Source organism: Vibrio sp. OPT24 (assembly GCF_015163545.1).
Taxonomy (GTDB): Bacteria; Pseudomonadota; Gammaproteobacteria; order Enterobacterales; family Vibrionaceae; genus Vibrio; species Vibrio cyclitrophicus.
The window spans coordinates 951658-969140 of record NZ_JADDYI010000053.1 but is presented as its reverse complement, the minus strand read 5'-3'; the positions used below and the strand labels follow the sequence as shown (position 1 = coordinate 969140).

Here is a 17483-nt window from a genome sequence, read left to right as displayed (position 1 = left end):
GCCTACTTATATTTCAGGTAGGTCTTTTTGTATGTGTAATCACGATAACTCATCGAACCATAGGGGCTATGTGACGCTCCTTTGACCTTCAATAACTGTCGCCGTAGTTGTTCAAACTCATTGGTTTAGATAAGGGAACTTTGAACCAAATTGCGCCCTTGGTTTTTCGCTTGATACAACATCTCGTCAGCGGAAATAATGGCCTCTTCAATCGATTGCCCAGTCGATAAATCCACAAGTCCAAGCGAAGCTGATACTCCTCCTTTAATCATACTTCTGAGCTGTGGGTCGTAGGCGATTTTATCTCGAATTCTATCTGCTAACTTGATGATATCGGACTGACTTTCTGTTTTGAGAATGACGATGAATTCGTCTCCACCGATACGATAGCACTCATCGTTGTTTCTTACATTTTCTAATAATATCTCGCTTACCCGAACTAACACGTTGTCGCCGATATGGTGTCCGTAGTTGTCGTTGATCAGTTTAAAATGGTCGAGATCAATGGCAATAACTCCGATACATCGGTTGTTTTTGCTCGTTCCAGCATCGCGAATGCGTGAGTTTGCACTTTCTAAGTAAGAGCGGTTCTTCAACCCTGTTAATGCATCTGATTCCAAAGCAATTGAGGTTCGATATTGATAATGAGAAAAAGCGATCAGTAACACATAGCCTATCCCTAACAATGCGATGACCTCAACAAAACTTTGAATCACTCCCTTTATTTCAGCCACAGAACTGGTCATATTATCAAAGATAAAAAGGGTCGCACGAAGTTGTGGTAACGGAACTTCAACAAGATGAAAGTATCGAGAATTGTCATTGTTTAATTGGAAAAATATGACGTCCAGTAGTTCCACTTTGCTTACATAGACAGCGGTGTCTTCTAGAGGTTGTAAGGCGTGCGTGTTCGATAAGTCTAGATTTATCTTTTCTCCAGAAGGCATAAAGTATTGATGTTGATTGTCTCTTATAAAAAGAAGCGTGTTGGCCGTGCCGTTGATTTCTGGGAAGTAATGCTGCAGATCGACATTCGCCTCGTGGTATAGGGATGTCCGCTGCGACACGAGCCCTGCTATTAAGTTGATATGAGGTTTTGGATGATTGAAATTAAATCCCCAAAGTGTCGTTTTTCCGTTTTTCATGGCAAGAAATTGAGGTGACGATGTACTGATATTGAATCGTTCTGCGATGCCTTTAATGTCAGAATTTGAGAAAGGTCGCGTAGGCTGATAATAAACGCCACCCACATTGGGTCTGTTGGCATTTGTTGCTTCTGAGTTTAAAGAAGTACCTAAAATATTCAGTGTTCGCACGACATTACTTTGAACCAGCGTTTGAATGAGATCGCTTCGGTGAGTTTGATCTTTCTCAACAAAATGGATGGTTCTACGGATTTCACCAATATGAATACAAAGGATGACCAAAGCGAAGCAGGCCATGACCCAATGTCTTTGTTTCATTGCTAAATTGATAGCATTCATATTGGTGTACCTTTGTTAAAATGTCACAGCGCTACTTCAGAAAATAGGATCTATTGCTTTTACTTGGATATATAATTCATCGCGGTAACTTCCCGCTCGTGACAGGTTGGTGTTGTCAGTGATCGAGAGTAAAAAAGGAATGGTGTGCTGGCCGCGACTATAGTTTTTTATGGGAGTCATGCGGTGCAATCTGGACACTTCTATCCCATTCACGGTCAGTTGATAGGTAATCGTCCAATCCGGGTTCTGGGTATTGATCAGTTTGCCGTGTCGAGATTTAACCCAAAGCTCTGTTAGAGAATTAGAACGGATCATAAAATCTGCTTGATAACGCTTACCACTATGAAGTTCACCGAGTTGCCAACTGTATCCTGTTGCTGAGCGGTGAATGTTGCTTCCATGGCCAGACCAATCAAAAGTAACGAAAGACTTTATCTTGTAAGTTGCGGTACTTGTTAGTGTTGATACAGGGTTGTCTTCATACTTGAGCTTGGCAATAAAAGGCACAGTGTATTTTGCAGCGTAGTTAATTTTTGCTCTCGGATCGACCAAGTAAAAACGGACCGGAGAATTGTATTTTGCGTATAGCAAGTACTCTCGCTCTTTGGGATTATAAGTAAGCATTGTTTGGCTTTGGTTGACGAAATAAGGTCCATTTTTGTCCAACGTATTGAGAATTTTTAGTCGAACCGACCTTAATGAACATTCGCCGCTTTGAGAGCGTAGCTTTTTGAGCTCGTATTGAATTTTCGCAAATCCCGATTTATCAAACTCAATCGGACCATTGTTAAGTTGGGTTAAGCTCCATACTCCGTTGCAACTCTGTGCTAGTAATGGTGAAGGCAGCCAGAGAATGCATAATGTGAGCAGCCAATTAGTTTTTTTCATTGGAGTTACTTTGAACATTGTTTGCTCCTTGTTCTAGTTGAATATCAGAAAGTCTCAACAGGTTATCGTCTGATTCAGGGATGCTGATGATCCCCGTTGCGTTGGAGTTGATCGTTTCGATTCGATAATCACCGCTGCCTATTCCTTCAATAACGAATCTTCCGCCTTTGTTGGTGAAGAATGGATAAGATGTGTCATCGAGATCGGTTAAATAGCCTTGAGTTAACGCAAGCGGTTGACCGTTAGCTAATAGTAATTTGCCTATTATGGTTTTAGATTTATTGGACCCAACGGTGATGAGATGACTGGTATAAGCGCCTGGGGTGATGTTGTACAGATAATTGCCGATGTCATAACCAACAGGTGCGTTTGGCGCATCTACAGTAAAGCTCTGAGTGATGTGGGCTGTAGAGAGGCTGATAGCATTGGGGTAACCTTGCTGAGAAATCGCTTCTGCGTACGCGTCTTCATCGCTGTTTATTAGGGCGTCCGACTCTAAACTTTCATGAACTTGCACCACAGCCGCCGCACCATATATTGGGCGTGACCAAGAGAGATTGCTGTCACTAATTGTGAATGCTGTACTGGGTCTAAACGAGGTGACCACGGTGTCTTCGGTACTGTTCGAGTTGTAATAATTGATGTCTCCATCATATCGAACCCGGTTGCCTATGTAGTCACCACGTAATTGATACTGTCCTTGATTCGATTCGACATCAGCAGATAGAGAATAGCCATATTGGCCAACTTGATTTTTACTTGGCTTACTAAAGCTTGCTCGTAAGATCTCAGTATCGCTGGCGTATCCGGCATCTGCGGTGTATTGCCCGTCATCAGAACTCCATGTCCAATCAACAGATAGAATACCCTCTGTGTTCGAAATGCCCTCATTTGGGTCTTCTTCATGAGTAACACCTAAACCGACCACTACATTGGAGTAAGACCAAGACGTTGAGGCTTCTGCACTCCATTCCGTATCGTAACCACTCTGCTTATCAAGGTTATATGAGAGCGATAAGTAAACATCATCGGTAATGCCTAAGGTATAGCTGACTGCTGCCGAATGGCCTGTCGTTCCTTCTTCCGTCCAAGGTTGATAGGAATAGGTATCGTAAGATTCAAGCGCGATACGTAAGTTGGGGGCGCTGTAATTGTTTTGATCCCAGAGCGAGGCGGCATAATCGATGCTTGCGATATAACCGGTTTCATCATATTCACTCGACTGGCTGCCTGATAGTCGAAAGCCAATATTACCGATGGGGGTGCCAAAAGTGGAGATCCCCCCTAGTATGAATCCATCTTTATGATAAAAGCCATTCAACCCAAGCGTTAAGTATTCGGTTAAGCCATAGTCATAATAGGCACTGGTGATTAAGCTTTCGGTATCGTACCTATAGTGACTGTCTTTTATTTCTGAAGGAGCACCCAAATACACGCCAAAGTCGGATATTCCCTCTTTGAGCAGTTTAGAGTTGTAGAATACGCTGTAGAGAATGGAGTCTCGTCTTCCCGATTGATACTCAATATCTAAACGAACGTCATTACTACCTGAAGACAGTGGCAAGTTATCGAGCATATAACGTCCAGGTGGAAGTCGAAACTCTGTCACGTAGGAACCATTAATGTACAGTTCGATGTCGGCAGACTCTTCAAGCACTAAGGCTTGAGTGCCTCCTACCTGAATACTGCGATTCGGTTGTAATGCTGAGTAATTACGTTCAAACCCGATTCCGCCAAATTGTTGGCTAGGTAGGTGGCCTGAAGTACTGTTAACTTGGTCGCCAAAAGTGACTCGATAAGGGGTTTCTGCACGGTCGATAAAGGCCGATATATCGCCACGATAAAAAGTTTGTTCCTCACTGGTGCCATCATCAAAATAGCCTGACAGTTTATAGTTAACTCCCCGCGCACCAGCAAAGTTTCCTGTGGAGATCCACTCTATATTCCACTTTTGTTCTTCATTTTGAGTCTCAACCCCTCGTGTATCAGATAGGCCAAAGTTAAAGTTATTGATGTTGGTGAAAAAGGCTGATGTGGAATAAATAGGAGGAGAGTAAGGTGCGCTGAAACTTAGCGCTTGCTCTTTTCGTGCATCTTGAACGAAAGATAATGAGATAGACATGTCAGAGGATGAAAAGGAGAGCAACACACCCCACTCTTTCAATGTTTCCACTGAAATAAAGGTATCTTTGTACGAAGATAACTTACCTGATACTTCACTTGTAAGCGCTGAACCAATCAGTGTATTCAGTTGAATGGTATGAACCTTGGAGATCGTTTTACCATCAGAGAACGCATCAATATCGCCCACTGTTGAGCCTAAATAGTTGATTGGGAATGGAAATAACCAATCCGCGGAATAGGCGTGAGGTTGGGCTAGCAAGCATAGAGATACGCACAGAAGAACTGTGTAATATCGGCTCATGTTACCTCCCAATAAAGCTCGTGTAGAAGCAGGTGGTTCAGTGTTAATTATTTTGTTTTATGGCAATACCAGTGACTTTTTTGAATTCGTTTGGAATAGGATAATAAGCGGTGGCACCAGGCATTAAGTAACCACTTGTCTTAGTGTCAATCTGGCTCCACGGTAGGTCTTTTTTCTCGCCGTTAGTTTGAAGTTCGAATACGGAATGAAGCAAGTTCACTAGAACTTGGCTTGTGTTTTCTACCACTATGTTTCTATCTTTAATCGAGGACTTCATAGTGGGCTTTATTGAGTTCGGAGATACAAAAGCTAAGGTCGAAAAACTAAGCAGTGTTCTTATTTTACTGTCACTATCTTCAGGCCCTTCGACTTCTAGTTCGTTGAATTCAATGCGGTACAGTTTGGTCATTGTGAGAGTATCGCTAGGGATATAGCGCACCCGAATCTTTTGAGAACTTTGTGGGTCTACCATTATTTGAGGAGGCAAAATGAGAAAACTGTCTTCATTAAGTGTTAGTACCTCTCCGGTTTCATCGTAACTTACGTCATACACTACAACTTCAATTGGGAGTGAACGGTCTTGAGGGTTATTGATCGTATAGCTTGAGAGAGCCTTTCCTCCAAATTCGTTCATTTCTTGATACATAGGGGTAATTTCGTAGCTGAAAGCGACGGCGTGGAAGAGTAGCAGACTGATAAATAAAGTAATGTTTTTCATAAAACCCTTCCTTGGTAAAATGAGCCCACGTTTGTGGGCTCTAATTTATGAGCTAAAATCCACACATGTGGTGACAAGTTTTCGCTTGGAGTTTCACATACACTGTAGAGCGATAATTACCGGCTCTTGCTAAAGCTGCACCCTCTGTTGTGATACTAAGAGGAACTTCTGCAATTCTTGCTTTTTGGTGTTCACCACTCCATTTAACTTGGAAGTTACCTGTCGTATGACCAAACAAACCATCACTTGCATTGCTTGTATCGAAAATGTCGGTTTGATTTGCTTGTAATGTGTAATCGATACGTTCTTTACCAATGGCCATGCCGAAACGAGTCATTTTGAAAGGTGTGGCAGTCATATCGACTTCCATTGATTTCCCGTAGTTACACCAGGCACGAAGACTTGCAATTGGTTTACTGGCTGTTAGCCCTGAGACCAAATTTTTGCTATCTGCCAGCATGTTCGTTAGGTGGATATCACCATTAACAAACTCTCCGGCTTGTGCTGATTTCAAGTTGAGCACACAACGTTGTGGAATCGTGCCTTCCATGCGAATGTGTGCGCCATCAGTGTTCGTTGCATTGGTCAGAAGAGCATTGGTTGCTCCTCCAAATTGAACCACATTAGCTTCTAACTTGGTTCCACCTGGACCACCACCAACAGCGAAACTATTTACACTGAACATCACACCGGCTACTGCTACCGCTAATATTAATTTTTTCATAATTATTCCCTCATTACTCTTGTTATTCCCGACAACAAATACATAGTAATTAGGATTTAAAAAATACACCTCGCAACGAGGGGTGATATATTGAATAAATAAGTATGAAAAGAGTGCTAATTTTAAACGGTTAATTCATGAGCTTTAGCAAATAGTTCATGTCGAGAATGTACATTCAACTTGGACATCACATTGTAAGCGTGTGTTTTTACTGTGTTTATACTGACATTTGTGTCGTTTGCTATTTGTATGTTTGAAAAACCTTGAATCATTAATTCAAAGACTCTTTGCTCTTTCTTTGTTAAAAAAAACTTTGATGTTACTTTTTCTGTGATGGAATAGGATTTCTTAGAAACGCTACTGATACAAAGGTCAATAATAAAGCTTTCCATAATATGTCTAGGGAACCAAAGCTCTCCCTCTTGAACAGATTTAATGGCTTTTGGAATAAATTCAAAATGATTCACTTCTATTTGGCCAAAAAAGCCAAATTTTAGGTAATCGTAACAAGCGCTGCATTTAATATTGATGGCGATCCACTTATCTTTTCTATTGATAATTGAAACACCACACTTGTCTGGCATCGGTATCGTACTTCTGTCTAAAAGCACAACGCCTTTATACTCAGGGTCAAGTTCAGAATAAGATTCGATAACTTGAAATTGATTGAGTGGGAAAGAAAGTTTCAATAAATCTCTGATCACTCGCGACAAGGTGTTGCTGCGAGTGATCAAGCATGTGTAAGGTGCTGGTCGATTATTTTGCATACTTTGAGCCTTCCTTGGCGGCAGAAGCGAATTAGGTGTAAGCAGAGCGTATTGGTGGGCTGATGAGCCACTGCCCTTGTCCAAATCGAGAGATCAGTTGGTTTTGGTTTTTACATTGTGTTTTGTGCAGGATACTCTTGATCTGACTGCGAACCGTTTCTTTTGATACATCACGGGTTTGTGCGATCTCAGTACCGTTCAATCCTTTAGTCAGTAGATCAAGCACATCAAGTTCTGACTTAGTCAAAGACGGGCTCGTGTTGGCCGTTTTTGGCTCAGAATATTTACGCCAATGTGAGACCATAGTACGGTGGGCGACCCATGAATTTGCCCAAGCGATGGCAATGTCACATATTGATTTTAACTGGCGTAATTCATCAATCCGGAGTTCATCGACACTATGAAACATTATTGATATTCCATGTTCGTAAAGTAGATTTTCAGAAATACTATAGAAATTCAGATAATCTTGGGCGACAGGGAGCTTGTCATGACCCAATATTCTATTGTCCATTATGTCATCTAGCTTGTGATGAATTTTTCCTTTACGGCTCTTTGAAATCAACATGAGATAATCATCTAGATTGTCTGTGATTACCTCTGTCAGCGAGACTCCATCTGACAAACCATCAATATATTTGAAGGCTGGGAAGTCTGGTTTTGATGAGATAACTAATGTGACATGCTCAATTCCAAGTGTAGTTAATCCATTTCTTATCGCTTCTTCGAATTCAGACGGGGATTTATTAAGTCCATTTTCTAGTGGAATCTTCAATTCTGATATCTGCATAACTCAATCCATTTAACCTATTGCAAGCGATAACTCGAATATATTTTGGTGCTTCATTTGAGTTTATCTAAGGTTGATATTAGTCATTAAATGATAGGTTTATCATCACCCAATTGGGTGAAGTAATCCACAAACAATCCACTTTTTATAATAATGGATGCTTATTGAGCAATTAATTGATTTGAATCAATATTAGAAGGGCGATATGGAAGGGTATTTAAATTCAAAAAAAGATTCATAATAAATTATTACTCAAATTATAATTAATAATCTTTTAATTTAATTCAATCGAGGATGTGTTATTTATGTTGTTCGATTCTTATTTGCGATAAGACAAGATAGAAAATAGCAACGATGTAAGATTTCATCGTTGCTATTTGGTTAGAGTTATTGGTTCGTCGCTTGGAATGCTGGTTTTTTATTGTCTAGAGCACCACTAATTCGGGTCAACACTAGCGCGATTAAGACAATCATAGCCCCAATCCAAGGTGTGTTCATTAATCCAGATTTTGCGACAATCAAACCACCTCCCCATGAGCCTAATGCAATACCTACGTTGAAAGCTGCAATGTTGAGCCCTGATGCCACATCGACTGCGTCAGGTGTGTATTTCTCAGCCAGTTTCACTACATAAACCTGTAGTCCCGGAACGTTACCGAAAGCAAATGCACCCCACACAAGTATGGTTGCGACCGATGCATAAGGGTTTACCGCGGTAAAGTTGAAGATTACCAGTACTGACGCTAAGCCAGAGAATATAACGGTCAGTGCTTTTATTGGGCCCATTTTGTCGGCCATCTTACCGCCCCAGATGTTACCAACCGCGACTGATACACCGTAAACGAGCATGATTAAACTGATAGAACTTGAATCAAACCCTGATACGTTTTCTAGTATTGGAGCGAGAAAGGTAAAGGCTGTGAATGTACCGCCGTAACCGAGTGCTGTGATGGCGTAAACCAACAGTAATCTAGGCTGAGTTAGAACCTTTAATTGCGTTGAAATCTTAGCGGTTGGCGGTTGTTTAAGGTTGTTTGGAACTAAGAAGGCGCTTCCAATAAGGGCTACCAGGCCAAGAATAGCAACGATCAAGAAGGTCGCTTGCCAACCAAAAGTTTGGCCGATGTAGGTGCCCAGTGGTACACCGGTTACCAATGCAACAGTTAAACCCGTAAACATGATCGCAATGGCACTGGCTGCTTTATCTTTTGAAACTAAACCGGTCGCGATGGTTGATCCAATCGAGAAGAACACACCATGGGCAAGGCCTGTCAAAATACGAGCAGCGATCAATGTGTTGTAGCCTGGTGCTTGCCATGCCAGTAAGTTGCCGACGACAAACAAGGCCATCACGCCTAGCAGTACCAGCTTACGGTTCCATTTTCCGGTCAACGCCGTTAATACTGGCGCGCCAATGGCAACACCAAGTGCGTATAAACTGACTAATAGGCCTGCTGATGGCAGAGATACATTCAAGTCGCTCGCCATCGTGGGGATCAAACCCACGATGACAAATTCTGTGGTTCCGATGGCAAAGGCGCTGAGCGTCAATGCAAATAGTGCTAGTGGCATAATCATCTCTCTTACTGTTCTGTGTTGATTATTGAGCGCGATAACATGGGGCAGCTTGCTACTGCGATAAGAGCGCTTCGTCTGATGGCGGGGATTATCTAGTAAAATATATTTGTTAAAAATGTCATCATTAACAAATAACCTTTGTGTTATTTGCAATAATTAGAGAGTTAGCCGATCATTGGATTAAGTTAATAAGATCGAAAAGACACAGATGATTTGAGCTGTGATGAGCACAAACGAGAGGACATTAAACAACATGAAAGTAGTGAAGGAGCATCATGCTAACCCGTTCAGATGATTTAGAAATGGTACTCACCGTCGTCGATGCTGGTGGCTTTTCTGCGGCGGCAGAGGCGTTGGATGTACAGGTTGCCAAGGTGTCTCGTTCGGTGAGTAAGGTTGAGTCGCAACTCGGCGTCTCAATATTCAACCGAACAACGAGACGAGTGGAATTGACAGAGGAAGGGCGGCAGTTTGTTGATTCAGTAAGGTTGGGGTTACAGGTGATCCAGAGCGCAGAAGAAGAAATTGTGTCGCGCGGTGAGTTGCCAAAAGGTCGTTTAAGAGTTGATGCCGCCAGTCCATTCGTATTCCATCAGCTAGTGCCTTTGGTGCAGTCATTTAAAGAGGCTTACCCAGATATTGAATTGGAACTCACTTCCAACGAGGGCTTCGTTGATCTTCTGGAAAAGAGAACTGATGTTGCGATTCGAATCGGTAAGTTGTCCGATTCAACACTGCACGCCCGCCCGTTAGGGAAAAGTTTGCTTCATATTGTAGCGTCGCCTGATTATCTCGCTAAGCGTGGGTTGCCCACCAAACCTGAAGATTTGAGTTCGCATCAAGTTGTGGGATTTGCAGGAAACAAAGTGCTTAATCACTGGCCTTTGCCAAACCAAAGTTATATCCCGCCTACTGTAACAGCCAGTAATGGTGAAATCGTGCGTCAACTGGCATTAGCTGGAAATGGGATTGCTTGTTTATCGGGTTTTATGGTGCAGGACGATATAGCAGCAGGGCGCCTAGTCCCTATTTTGGAGCAAGACAAACTTGCCAACACAGATCGAGAGCGAGTGAATGCGGTTTACTATAAGTCGTCATCCGTCTCTAAGCGTATCTCGGCGTTTATTGATTTTATACAGCCAAGGTTAAAGCTCTAACTAAGGCTGATTGACGACTATATACGCTTAAATGAAAAAGCCCCGCTGACGTGCAGCGGGGCTTTTAAATCAAAATCAATTGATTGTAAGCGTGTTATCCAGTAGCAGATAACTTGGAATCAGTATTTAAGCGATTTTAGTCATTTCATTGAGCGTGAATGACGCAACACAACCTTCCGTTGCTGCCATGTACTCAGCAAGATGGGCATTACCCATGTGCTGTTGCCACAGTTCACGAGACGTCCAGTTTTCATAGAAAGTGAAATGCGCTGGGTTTTCATTGTCTTGGTGAAGGTCGTAGTTGATGCAACCTTCTTCCGTACGAGTTATATCAATCAGTTTTAATAGCTCGGCTTTAACCAATTCAATTTTGTCTTCGTTAGCGACGATGTTTGCGATGATAGTCAGTTGAGTCATGTTCGTTACCTTTATTATTTCATTCACTTAATAGTGGATTGTTCTTTGTTCACTGAGCAACTCTCTGTTTGACGGAGTGCCTGTGTCGATGAATAAATAATAGTAGGAATATTAGAAACGATAAATAGTGGTGTATTTGAATTATTATCAAAAATAATTTGATAATAACGGTTTAACTTATGATGCCAGACAAGCTAATAATCGTTAAAATCCGCCCGCCCATGCATCAAAATCATCAATGATATCGAGTTCTTCTTTCGTTCTTGGGGCTGGGTAATAAGGTAACGCCAACCTCTGGAATGAAGGTTGCAGTTCCCAATCGGGCGTAATCTTGAGTCGTGTTAACTCATCGTTGAGGCGCACAAACATATAGTAACCATCGCTATGAGTATTGGCGTAACTTGCGACTGTAGCGATATCACCGGAAGGTAATTTTACGTCTCGACCCAGTGGATAGAGTTGGTGCAATGCGAAACTCACTTTGGGATCTTCAAGCTTGCCTTGCTTAAAGCGTTCTAATCCGATGGCGGTTGAAGTGGTGCGCGGCTTCCACCCCGTGAGGAATAATCCACTTAAGTTATCTTGGAACGGCTTACCCTTTCGATTACCTTCGTTGCTAATGAATTGAACCGTTAGTGTATCTCCAGATTCATTTAGAATTTCTAAAAATTGTTCGCCTGTTCGATCGACTAAAAGCTTCATGAGATCCAGATACCATTAAGGATGAAATATGATAAAGGGTACTACTTTAGGGGAGGCTTGTGTAGGGACGATAAACGTTATGTAGCGTGAACAATGTTTCCGGTGTTGAATGAGTATCGAGGGTTGTTAGAAACCTTATTGACAATGAAATCTCTTGGTCCTGTAGAAGTGTTTAGCGAACGTTTTGAAGCAGTAGTACACCCTTTAAATCTGACCTCAGAGCAAACTGAAAATGCGCTTCATTTGCTAGTGGACTATTTGCATGGCTACGCTTTAGCACTGAACTGTAATCAAGACAGAACTGAAATTACCGTCGAAATGGTCGAAAAACCACTAGGCTTATACTGTTTAGGGCTGACTCATTTGAAGTGATTTGTTGCTTTAATTGCTGGGCTTTCAATTTATCCTTGATAATTACCTATAAATTTCAGGTAATAGCAGCAATAATCAATAGGTAAATAGGAATGGCTGCGCACCCTGAAAGCCATCGTTGAAAGGAAGTTCAATACATGCCCGTGCTCCAACGCATTAGTTTAACCCTAATTTTAATTGCTATTCTAGGTGGGTGCTCTTCTCTCCCTGAAGGCATTGATCATCCAACAGAACCGCAAACCTTCCCCTCATCCAGTGTCTTGTCGGTCTTAGCTGCGGATTATCAACCTGAGTCTGTTGAGCAAGGAACGACGGCCGTTAGCTTACAAGAATCTGGCTGGGATGCGCTAGCTCAGCGATTGGCACTGGTTGAATCGGCTGAACATACCATCGATATTCAATACTACATTTGGAATTCTGATGAATCGGGTAGCTACCTAGCCAGTCGTTTGTTAGCCGCTGCTGACCGTGGTGTTAAAGTTCGAGTGATGCTTGATGATATTAACCTCAATGAACGTGAAGGTTTGTTATCGGCATTGGATGCGCATCCTAACATTGAGATTCGCATCTTTAATCCAACGCCAACACGTCGTGGCTTCAGCAAATGGTTGAGTTTTTTGGGGGACTTTTCTCGGTTAAACCGTCGCATGCATAACAAGTCGTTTACTGTAGATAGCACTTTGTCTGTCGTTGGTGGGCGTAATATCGGCGATGAATATTTTGACCTCTCTGACGAAATCAATTTTCGAGATCGCGACGTGATGGTCATGGGCTCTGTGGTAACCACTATCCAAGCGAGTTTTATTGAGTATTGGAATAGCCGTTGGTCTTACCCTGTTGATATGTTAGGTGGTGAAGAACAGCCTGATATTTCATTGATGAACGACATCGCTGCTCCGCATTATCTGAACTACCCTAAATTGCCAGAAGACGGTAAATCGAGCACTGAATTGTTAAAAAGTGTCTTGAGTCAAATGACTTGGGTCAATGCCCGTTTTGTTTACGATCCCCCAGTCCCTATCGACTCAGATGATACTAATTTACCTAAAGCAACGGCTGTGTTACTTGCGGATCTAGCACGTAAGTCTGAACACGAAATCTTGCTAGAGTCTGCCTACCTAGTGTTTGATGATGGACAACTTGATGAGTGGCAATCTCTGAGTAGCAACAACGTTGAAATAAAGGCGCTTACCAATTCTATGGCGTCTAATGATCTGGTGACTAATCATTCTGCTTATGCGGGTCGCCGCTACGACATGTTAGATCATGGTATCGACCTGTTTGAGCTAAAACCAGAATCTAATCTTTGTGAAGCATCTACCCAAGATGTGTCTAAATGTGCTCCGGAGACGGCCTATGGCTTACATGCTAAATCGGTAGTATTTGACCGTAGTATTGCGAGCATTGGATCATTTAACTTCAATTTGCGCTCTACGTATCTCAACACGGAATCGGTTTTAATCATCGAAAATAAAGTCATTGCCGAAAAACTAGCAGAAACCATTGAACAAGCAATGAATGAAGATAATAGCTGGCGCCTAGAACTGGAAGACGGTGATGTGTATTGGTATTCCGGTGAGCAAAGTTGGGACAGCGAACCTGAGACAGGTAAGTGGGAAAGAATGCAATCCGGTTTTCTACAATTGCTACCGATTGAGAAATATCTGTAGCAAAACCAGTACCGTATAAACAAAAAAATGTCAGCGTATATTGCGCTGACATTTTTTATTGTGCTTTCTGAATATCGAGTGTGAGCAGTTTATCGCTTGGTCAGTCCTTTACTGTTCAAGTAAGGAAGGATGTGTGGTCGAGACTCACCAGATAACTTTTGTGTGATCTGTTGTGACCAACTGCTCTGCTTTTGGTTACTTGAACGGCTTGCGTAGTAGCTCTGCATCGAATCATCGTAGCTGGCAATTTCGTCTAGGCTTAGCGGTTGGTATTGGTTTTCGTGCATTACTACGTGAGCAGGAAGGCGAGGCTTAACCTCTGGTTGCTGTGCCGGGTGACCTAAACACATCCCGAACAACACGGCGGTGTGTTGTGGTAGTTCTAACAGTTCATCGACTTGTTGTGCGCTGTTACGCAGTCCACCGATATATACACCACCCAAACCTAGAGACTCTGCAGCCAACATGCAGTTTTGCGCCATGATGCCAGAGTCGACCGCACCAATCAGAGTCAGCTCAGTAAAGTCGGTTTTCACTTCAGGGTTAATTTTAGCGTGACGTTGATAGTCGATACAGAACACCAAAAACTCGGCTGCATTTTCTACGTAAGCTTGGTTACCTGCGTATTCCGCTAGCAGCTTGCGCTTCTCGTTGTCTGTGACTCTAATGATGGAAACAGCCTGTAGTAAGCTCGACGACGATGCAGCAAGGCCTGCTTGAACAATCATGTCGAGTTGTTGCTTTTCTATTGGTTGGCCCGTGTACTGGCGAATGGAGCGGTGCCCCAAAATGGTCTCAATCGTGCTGTTCATAATTTTCAGGCAGTCCTTGTTTTATGATGATATGACAAATCACCATAACGAGATTTGTCGTTGGGGTAAACCACAAAGCAATCTTGTGTGAGCTGAAAATTTTAATGCTGAAGCATTACTTCTGCTGTTCAAATCGCAACATAAACATCGGTTATAGTATCCATAAGTGGAAAATCGCGATAGACAAACTAGGATGAATGAAAGTGAACCCTATAATCAATTCAACAACATGGTAGTTGCTATGAAGAAAATATCCCTTTTGTCAGTTGTGATTTTATCGAGCTTTTCCTTTTCATCTTTTGCTAAAGATTGTGATCCTTTGTTGCTGCCTTCTTGGAAGGATGGTGAAAGCAAATCCGCTATCGTAGATTTTGTTGGGCAAGCCACCCAAACAGAGTCCGAGGCGTTTGTGGCGATTGAAGATCGAATCGCTGTGTTCGATAACGATGGTACGCTTTGGTCAGAACAGCCTTACTACTTCCAATTAGCCTTTGCACTAGATCGTGTAAAAGAGTTGGCTTCTGAGCATCCTGAATGGAAAACGGAAGTACCGTTTAAGTTTGTACTAGAAGGGGATATTGAGAGCGTTCTTGGCAGTGGTGAAGAAGGGTTACTCAAAATCATTTTAGCGACACATTCTGGCATGACAGTTGAGCAATACCAAAAAGATGTTGAGCAGTGGTTAGCGGTAGCAAAAGATGCACGTTTCAATAAAGCTTACACAGACCTGACTTACCAGCCAATGAAAGAGATGCTGATTTACCTACAAGAGCATGACTTTAAAACTTACATTGTATCGGGAGGAGGCGTTGATTTTATGAGAGCATGGGCTCCTCAGGCTTACAACATTCCTTCTGAACAGATTATCGGCAGCGCGCTTAAATACAATTACAACTATAACGATGGTAAACCGACGGTCACTAAAGACTCTTCCATTTTGACCATCGATGACAAAGCTGGAAAAGTATCGAATATTCAGCATATTATAGGTAAAAAGCCTATTCTAGCTGTCGGGAACTCAGACGGAGATCAAGCGATGATGCAATGGGCAACCAGCCAACCAAACTCAATGGCTATGATTGTTCATCACACTGATGGCGAACGTGAGTGGAAGTACGACCGAGAGTCTCATGTTGGGCAACTCGACAAAGCATTAGACGAAGCGAGCTCAAGAGATGACTGGACACTGATCGATATGAAGTCAGATTGGTGTGAGGTGTACTAACGCCAAAACTTTGGTTGGTCAAAAGCAACAAAGGCTCGGGTTCTTAATTCGAGCCTTTTTTATGAACGGAGGTTTTTGGAATAAACGGTTTGAAAGCAATGGTTTGGAAAGAATGGTTTGAAAGGAGTAAGGTGTTATGGGCTCGCTTTAAGCAAGAACGTACTATAAATTTGCAACGCATAACGATTTAATCGGGTTAGTCGGAATCTAAAGGGACAGGAATATGAAAACGATCGGTTTGCTCGGCGGAATGAGTTGGGAGTCGACAATGAGTTACTATAAATCCATTAATGAAGGTGTTAAAGCCAATCTTGGTGGCCTTAACTCTGCAAAAATTTGCATGTACAGCGTGAACTTTGATGAAATCGAAAGGCTACAACACCAAGGACGTTGGTCAGAGACGGCTAACATCTTGTCGGACGCGGCTTTATCGGTTGAGAAAGGCGGAGCGGACTTTATCCTTATTTGTACCAATACCATGCATAAGGTCGTACCTGAGATAGAAGAAAAGATTACTATTCCTATCCTTCATATCGCTGATACCACCGCGCAAATACTGCTTGAACAAGGTGTTAAAAAAGTAGGGTTATTAGGTACGGCTTTCACAATGGAGCAAGATTTCTATAAAGCTCGCCTAGTCAATAAATTCGGTATCGGTGTTGTGATTCCTGATGAAAGCGACCGAGAACAAGTGCACAACATCATTTACAAAGAGTTGTGTCGAGGCGAAGTAAAAGAAGAGTCTCGTGATGTATACCGTCAAATTATAGAGAAGCTAAGCCAGCAAGGTGCTGAGGCCGTTATTCTAGGGTGTACTGAAATCGCCCTGCTGATTCAGCAACAACACACTGATGTTCCTTTGCTCGATACCACGTCAGTCCATGCAGACGCAGCGGTCCGTTTAGCGCTTGGAAACTAGTTTTTAGACCCTCGTTTCGACCTCAATGCAGCCTTTATTGTCGTTTTTGTGTGATTTTTATTCGGATGAGTGAAAGTTTTTTGTACAAAAGCAGGTCGTTAATTAATGAGAAGATACTTTGTTCATTAACCAAGGCTTTATTTATGCGTAAGACTTTAGTTAATGGCTGAGGTATCTAAGCTAATAAGCACTATGCTTCAGTCATGAACAAAAGAGGATTTATTATGAAATGGCTTATCTTATCTGTGACGCTGTTATTCGTGGCAGGATGCCAATCGACGGGCTCTGACACATCATCACATGATCACATGAATAAAATAGATACGAGAGGGTGTAGTAGCTAGCTCCTTTTTGGAAACACCTCTTTAGCTATCCACTTATTAGAAAGACCTCTTTAAAGCCTTACGATTACGTGAGGTTTTCTTTTATTCAAAACTAATCCATCTGTTTTGTGGATGGGTGCTGTACATTTTTGAATCAGAATTGTCTATATTCTATGCTGTGTACTGGATCTCATTTGTTATTTAAACCACTTGCTAAGGTTAATAATGAAATGTTTTTAATACCAATCACTTTACTCAACTTAAGAGGTTTCTATGCTAGGTGAAAATCATTCTCTTGTTCACGAATTTCCTGAAATGAAAGATAAAATTGCTGAGCTTGTTAAAACTGACGATGGATTTGCTGAAGATATGAAGACATACGACAACCTTGATAAAGAGATTCGTAAGCTTGAGCTGAAAGATTCACCCATTGATGACGGTTCGATGCACCAGCTAAAACATGATCGTTCTGTACTTAAAGACGCGCTGCATGCTCGCTTAGTAGCTTAGTT

17 protein-coding genes are annotated in these 17483 nt (G+C 42.1%); 6 read left to right on the top strand and 11 right to left on the bottom strand.

Translation table 11 applies throughout. The features are described from left to right. Positions 1-125 precede the first annotated feature (125 nt). From IQO02_RS17955 to IQO02_RS17920, 8 genes are all read right to left on the bottom strand, one after another. Positions 126-1484, bottom strand: a complete 1359-nt coding sequence (locus IQO02_RS17955; RefSeq protein ID WP_102282464.1) for a diguanylate cyclase — start codon at positions 1482-1484, stop codon at positions 126-128. 36 nt (positions 1485-1520) lie between these two features. Beyond that, entirely contained in the window at positions 1521-2390 is an 870-nt protein-coding gene (locus IQO02_RS17950) for a hypothetical protein (RefSeq protein WP_102282463.1), read from the bottom strand. After that, positions 2359-4797 carry a pilus assembly porin PapC gene (locus tag IQO02_RS17945; RefSeq protein ID WP_010431850.1) on the bottom strand — a complete coding sequence of 813 codons (2439 nt, stop codon included), beginning with the start codon at positions 4795-4797 and terminating at the stop codon, positions 2359-2361. Before IQO02_RS17945 ends, IQO02_RS17950 begins: the two co-directional genes overlap by 32 nt. A gap of 43 nt (positions 4798-4840) precedes the next feature. Then, positions 4841-5515, bottom strand: a complete 675-nt coding sequence (locus IQO02_RS17940) for a fimbria/pilus periplasmic chaperone (RefSeq protein WP_010431845.1) — start codon at positions 5513-5515, stop codon at positions 4841-4843. Positions 5516-5567: 52 nt separating this feature from the next. After that, entirely contained in the window at positions 5568-6239 is a 672-nt protein-coding gene (locus IQO02_RS17935; protein WP_010431836.1) for a hypothetical protein, read from the bottom strand. 122 nt (positions 6240-6361) lie between these two features. Continuing rightward, complete coding sequence (locus IQO02_RS17930) at positions 6362-7006, bottom strand: response regulator transcription factor (protein WP_010431833.1); 645 nt, start codon at positions 7004-7006, stop codon at positions 6362-6364. A gap of 31 nt (positions 7007-7037) precedes the next feature. After that, positions 7038-7796 (bottom strand): helix-turn-helix transcriptional regulator, encoded by a 759-nt coding sequence (locus tag IQO02_RS17925; RefSeq protein ID WP_010431830.1) that lies wholly within the window; start codon positions 7794-7796, stop codon positions 7038-7040. Between the two features lie 387 nt (positions 7797-8183). Next, positions 8184-9368 carry an MFS transporter gene (locus IQO02_RS17920; RefSeq protein ID WP_010431827.1) on the bottom strand — a complete coding sequence of 395 codons (1185 nt, stop codon included), beginning with the start codon at positions 9366-9368 and terminating at the stop codon, positions 8184-8186. Between the two features lie 281 nt (positions 9369-9649). Here IQO02_RS17920 and IQO02_RS17915 point away from each other — a divergent pair, with 281 nt between their 5' ends. Next, a complete protein-coding gene (locus IQO02_RS17915; RefSeq protein ID WP_010431824.1) occupies positions 9650-10531 on the top strand; it encodes a LysR family transcriptional regulator in 882 nt (293 codons plus the stop codon). Between the two features lie 126 nt (positions 10532-10657). On the opposite strand, the gene IQO02_RS17910 is transcribed toward IQO02_RS17915, so the two are convergent. Continuing rightward, on the bottom strand, positions 10658-10948 hold the full coding sequence (locus tag IQO02_RS17910) for a putative quinol monooxygenase (protein WP_010431820.1): 291 nt from the start codon (positions 10946-10948) through the stop codon (positions 10658-10660). A gap of 204 nt (positions 10949-11152) precedes the next feature. Next, entirely contained in the window at positions 11153-11650 is a 498-nt protein-coding gene (locus tag IQO02_RS17905; protein ID WP_102282462.1) for a hypothetical protein, read from the bottom strand. A 93-nt stretch (positions 11651-11743) separates the two neighbouring features. Here IQO02_RS17905 and IQO02_RS17900 point away from each other — a divergent pair, with 93 nt between their 5' ends. Beyond that, entirely contained in the window at positions 11744-12022 is a 279-nt protein-coding gene (locus IQO02_RS17900) for a hypothetical protein (RefSeq protein WP_010431815.1), read from the top strand. A 137-nt stretch (positions 12023-12159) separates the two neighbouring features. After that, positions 12160-13692 carry a phospholipase D family protein gene (locus tag IQO02_RS17895; protein ID WP_010431804.1) on the top strand — a complete coding sequence of 511 codons (1533 nt, stop codon included), beginning with the start codon at positions 12160-12162 and terminating at the stop codon, positions 13690-13692. Between the two features lie 89 nt (positions 13693-13781). Here the strand turns inward: IQO02_RS17895 and nfsA are convergent, their stop codons facing one another. After that, positions 13782-14504, bottom strand: coding sequence for an oxygen-insensitive NADPH nitroreductase (gene nfsA / locus IQO02_RS17890; RefSeq protein WP_010431802.1), 723 nt, complete (start codon positions 14502-14504; stop codon positions 13782-13784). Positions 14505-14745: 241 nt separating this feature from the next. Here nfsA and IQO02_RS17885 point away from each other — a divergent pair, with 241 nt between their 5' ends. The 3 genes from IQO02_RS17885 to IQO02_RS17875 all read left to right on the top strand — a co-directional run bounded on the left by IQO02_RS17885 (position 14746) and on the right by IQO02_RS17875 (position 17481). Further along, positions 14746-15729 (top strand): HAD family hydrolase, encoded by a 984-nt coding sequence (locus tag IQO02_RS17885; protein WP_022571084.1) that lies wholly within the window; start codon positions 14746-14748, stop codon positions 15727-15729. Positions 15730-15952: 223 nt separating this feature from the next. Further along, a complete protein-coding gene (locus IQO02_RS17880) occupies positions 15953-16648 on the top strand; it encodes an aspartate/glutamate racemase family protein (RefSeq protein WP_016789953.1) in 696 nt (231 codons plus the stop codon). A gap of 596 nt (positions 16649-17244) precedes the next feature. Beyond that, positions 17245-17481 (top strand): YdcH family protein, encoded by a 237-nt coding sequence (locus IQO02_RS17875; protein WP_010431796.1) that lies wholly within the window; start codon positions 17245-17247, stop codon positions 17479-17481. The last annotated feature ends 2 nt before the right edge of the window (positions 17482-17483 follow it).

Bases quoted from the DNA above. Each gene is read 5' to 3' on its own strand.
- IQO02_RS17955 (WP_102282464.1), bottom strand. From the start codon at position 1,484: ATGAATGCTATCAATTTAGCAATGAAACAAAGACATTGGGTCATGGCC.
- IQO02_RS17950 (WP_102282463.1), bottom strand. From the start codon at position 2,390: ATGTTCAAAGTAACTCCAATGAAAAAAACTAATTGGCTGCTCACATTA.
- IQO02_RS17945 (WP_010431850.1), bottom strand. From the start codon at position 4,797: ATGAGCCGATATTACACAGTTCTTCTGTGCGTATCTCTATGCTTGCTA.
- IQO02_RS17940 (WP_010431845.1), bottom strand. From the start codon at position 5,515: ATGAAAAACATTACTTTATTTATCAGTCTGCTACTCTTCCACGCCGTC.
- IQO02_RS17935 (WP_010431836.1), bottom strand. From the start codon at position 6,239: ATGAAAAAATTAATATTAGCGGTAGCAGTAGCCGGTGTGATGTTCAGT.
- IQO02_RS17930 (WP_010431833.1), bottom strand. From the start codon at position 7,006: ATGCAAAATAATCGACCAGCACCTTACACATGCTTGATCACTCGCAGC.
- IQO02_RS17925 (WP_010431830.1), bottom strand. From the start codon at position 7,796: ATGCAGATATCAGAATTGAAGATTCCACTAGAAAATGGACTTAATAAA.
- IQO02_RS17920 (WP_010431827.1), bottom strand. From the start codon at position 9,368: ATGCCACTAGCACTATTTGCATTGACGCTCAGCGCCTTTGCCATCGGA.
- IQO02_RS17915 (WP_010431824.1), top strand. From the start codon at position 9,650: ATGCTAACCCGTTCAGATGATTTAGAAATGGTACTCACCGTCGTCGAT.
- IQO02_RS17910 (WP_010431820.1), bottom strand. From the start codon at position 10,948: ATGACTCAACTGACTATCATCGCAAACATCGTCGCTAACGAAGACAAA.
- IQO02_RS17905 (WP_102282462.1), bottom strand. From the start codon at position 11,650: ATGAAGCTTTTAGTCGATCGAACAGGCGAACAATTTTTAGAAATTCTA.
- IQO02_RS17900 (WP_010431815.1), top strand. From the start codon at position 11,744: ATGTTTCCGGTGTTGAATGAGTATCGAGGGTTGTTAGAAACCTTATTG.
- IQO02_RS17895 (WP_010431804.1), top strand. From the start codon at position 12,160: ATGCCCGTGCTCCAACGCATTAGTTTAACCCTAATTTTAATTGCTATT.
- nfsA (WP_010431802.1), bottom strand. From the start codon at position 14,504: ATGAACAGCACGATTGAGACCATTTTGGGGCACCGCTCCATTCGCCAG.
- IQO02_RS17885 (WP_022571084.1), top strand. From the start codon at position 14,746: ATGAAGAAAATATCCCTTTTGTCAGTTGTGATTTTATCGAGCTTTTCC.
- IQO02_RS17880 (WP_016789953.1), top strand. From the start codon at position 15,953: ATGAAAACGATCGGTTTGCTCGGCGGAATGAGTTGGGAGTCGACAATG.
- IQO02_RS17875 (WP_010431796.1), top strand. From the start codon at position 17,245: ATGCTAGGTGAAAATCATTCTCTTGTTCACGAATTTCCTGAAATGAAA.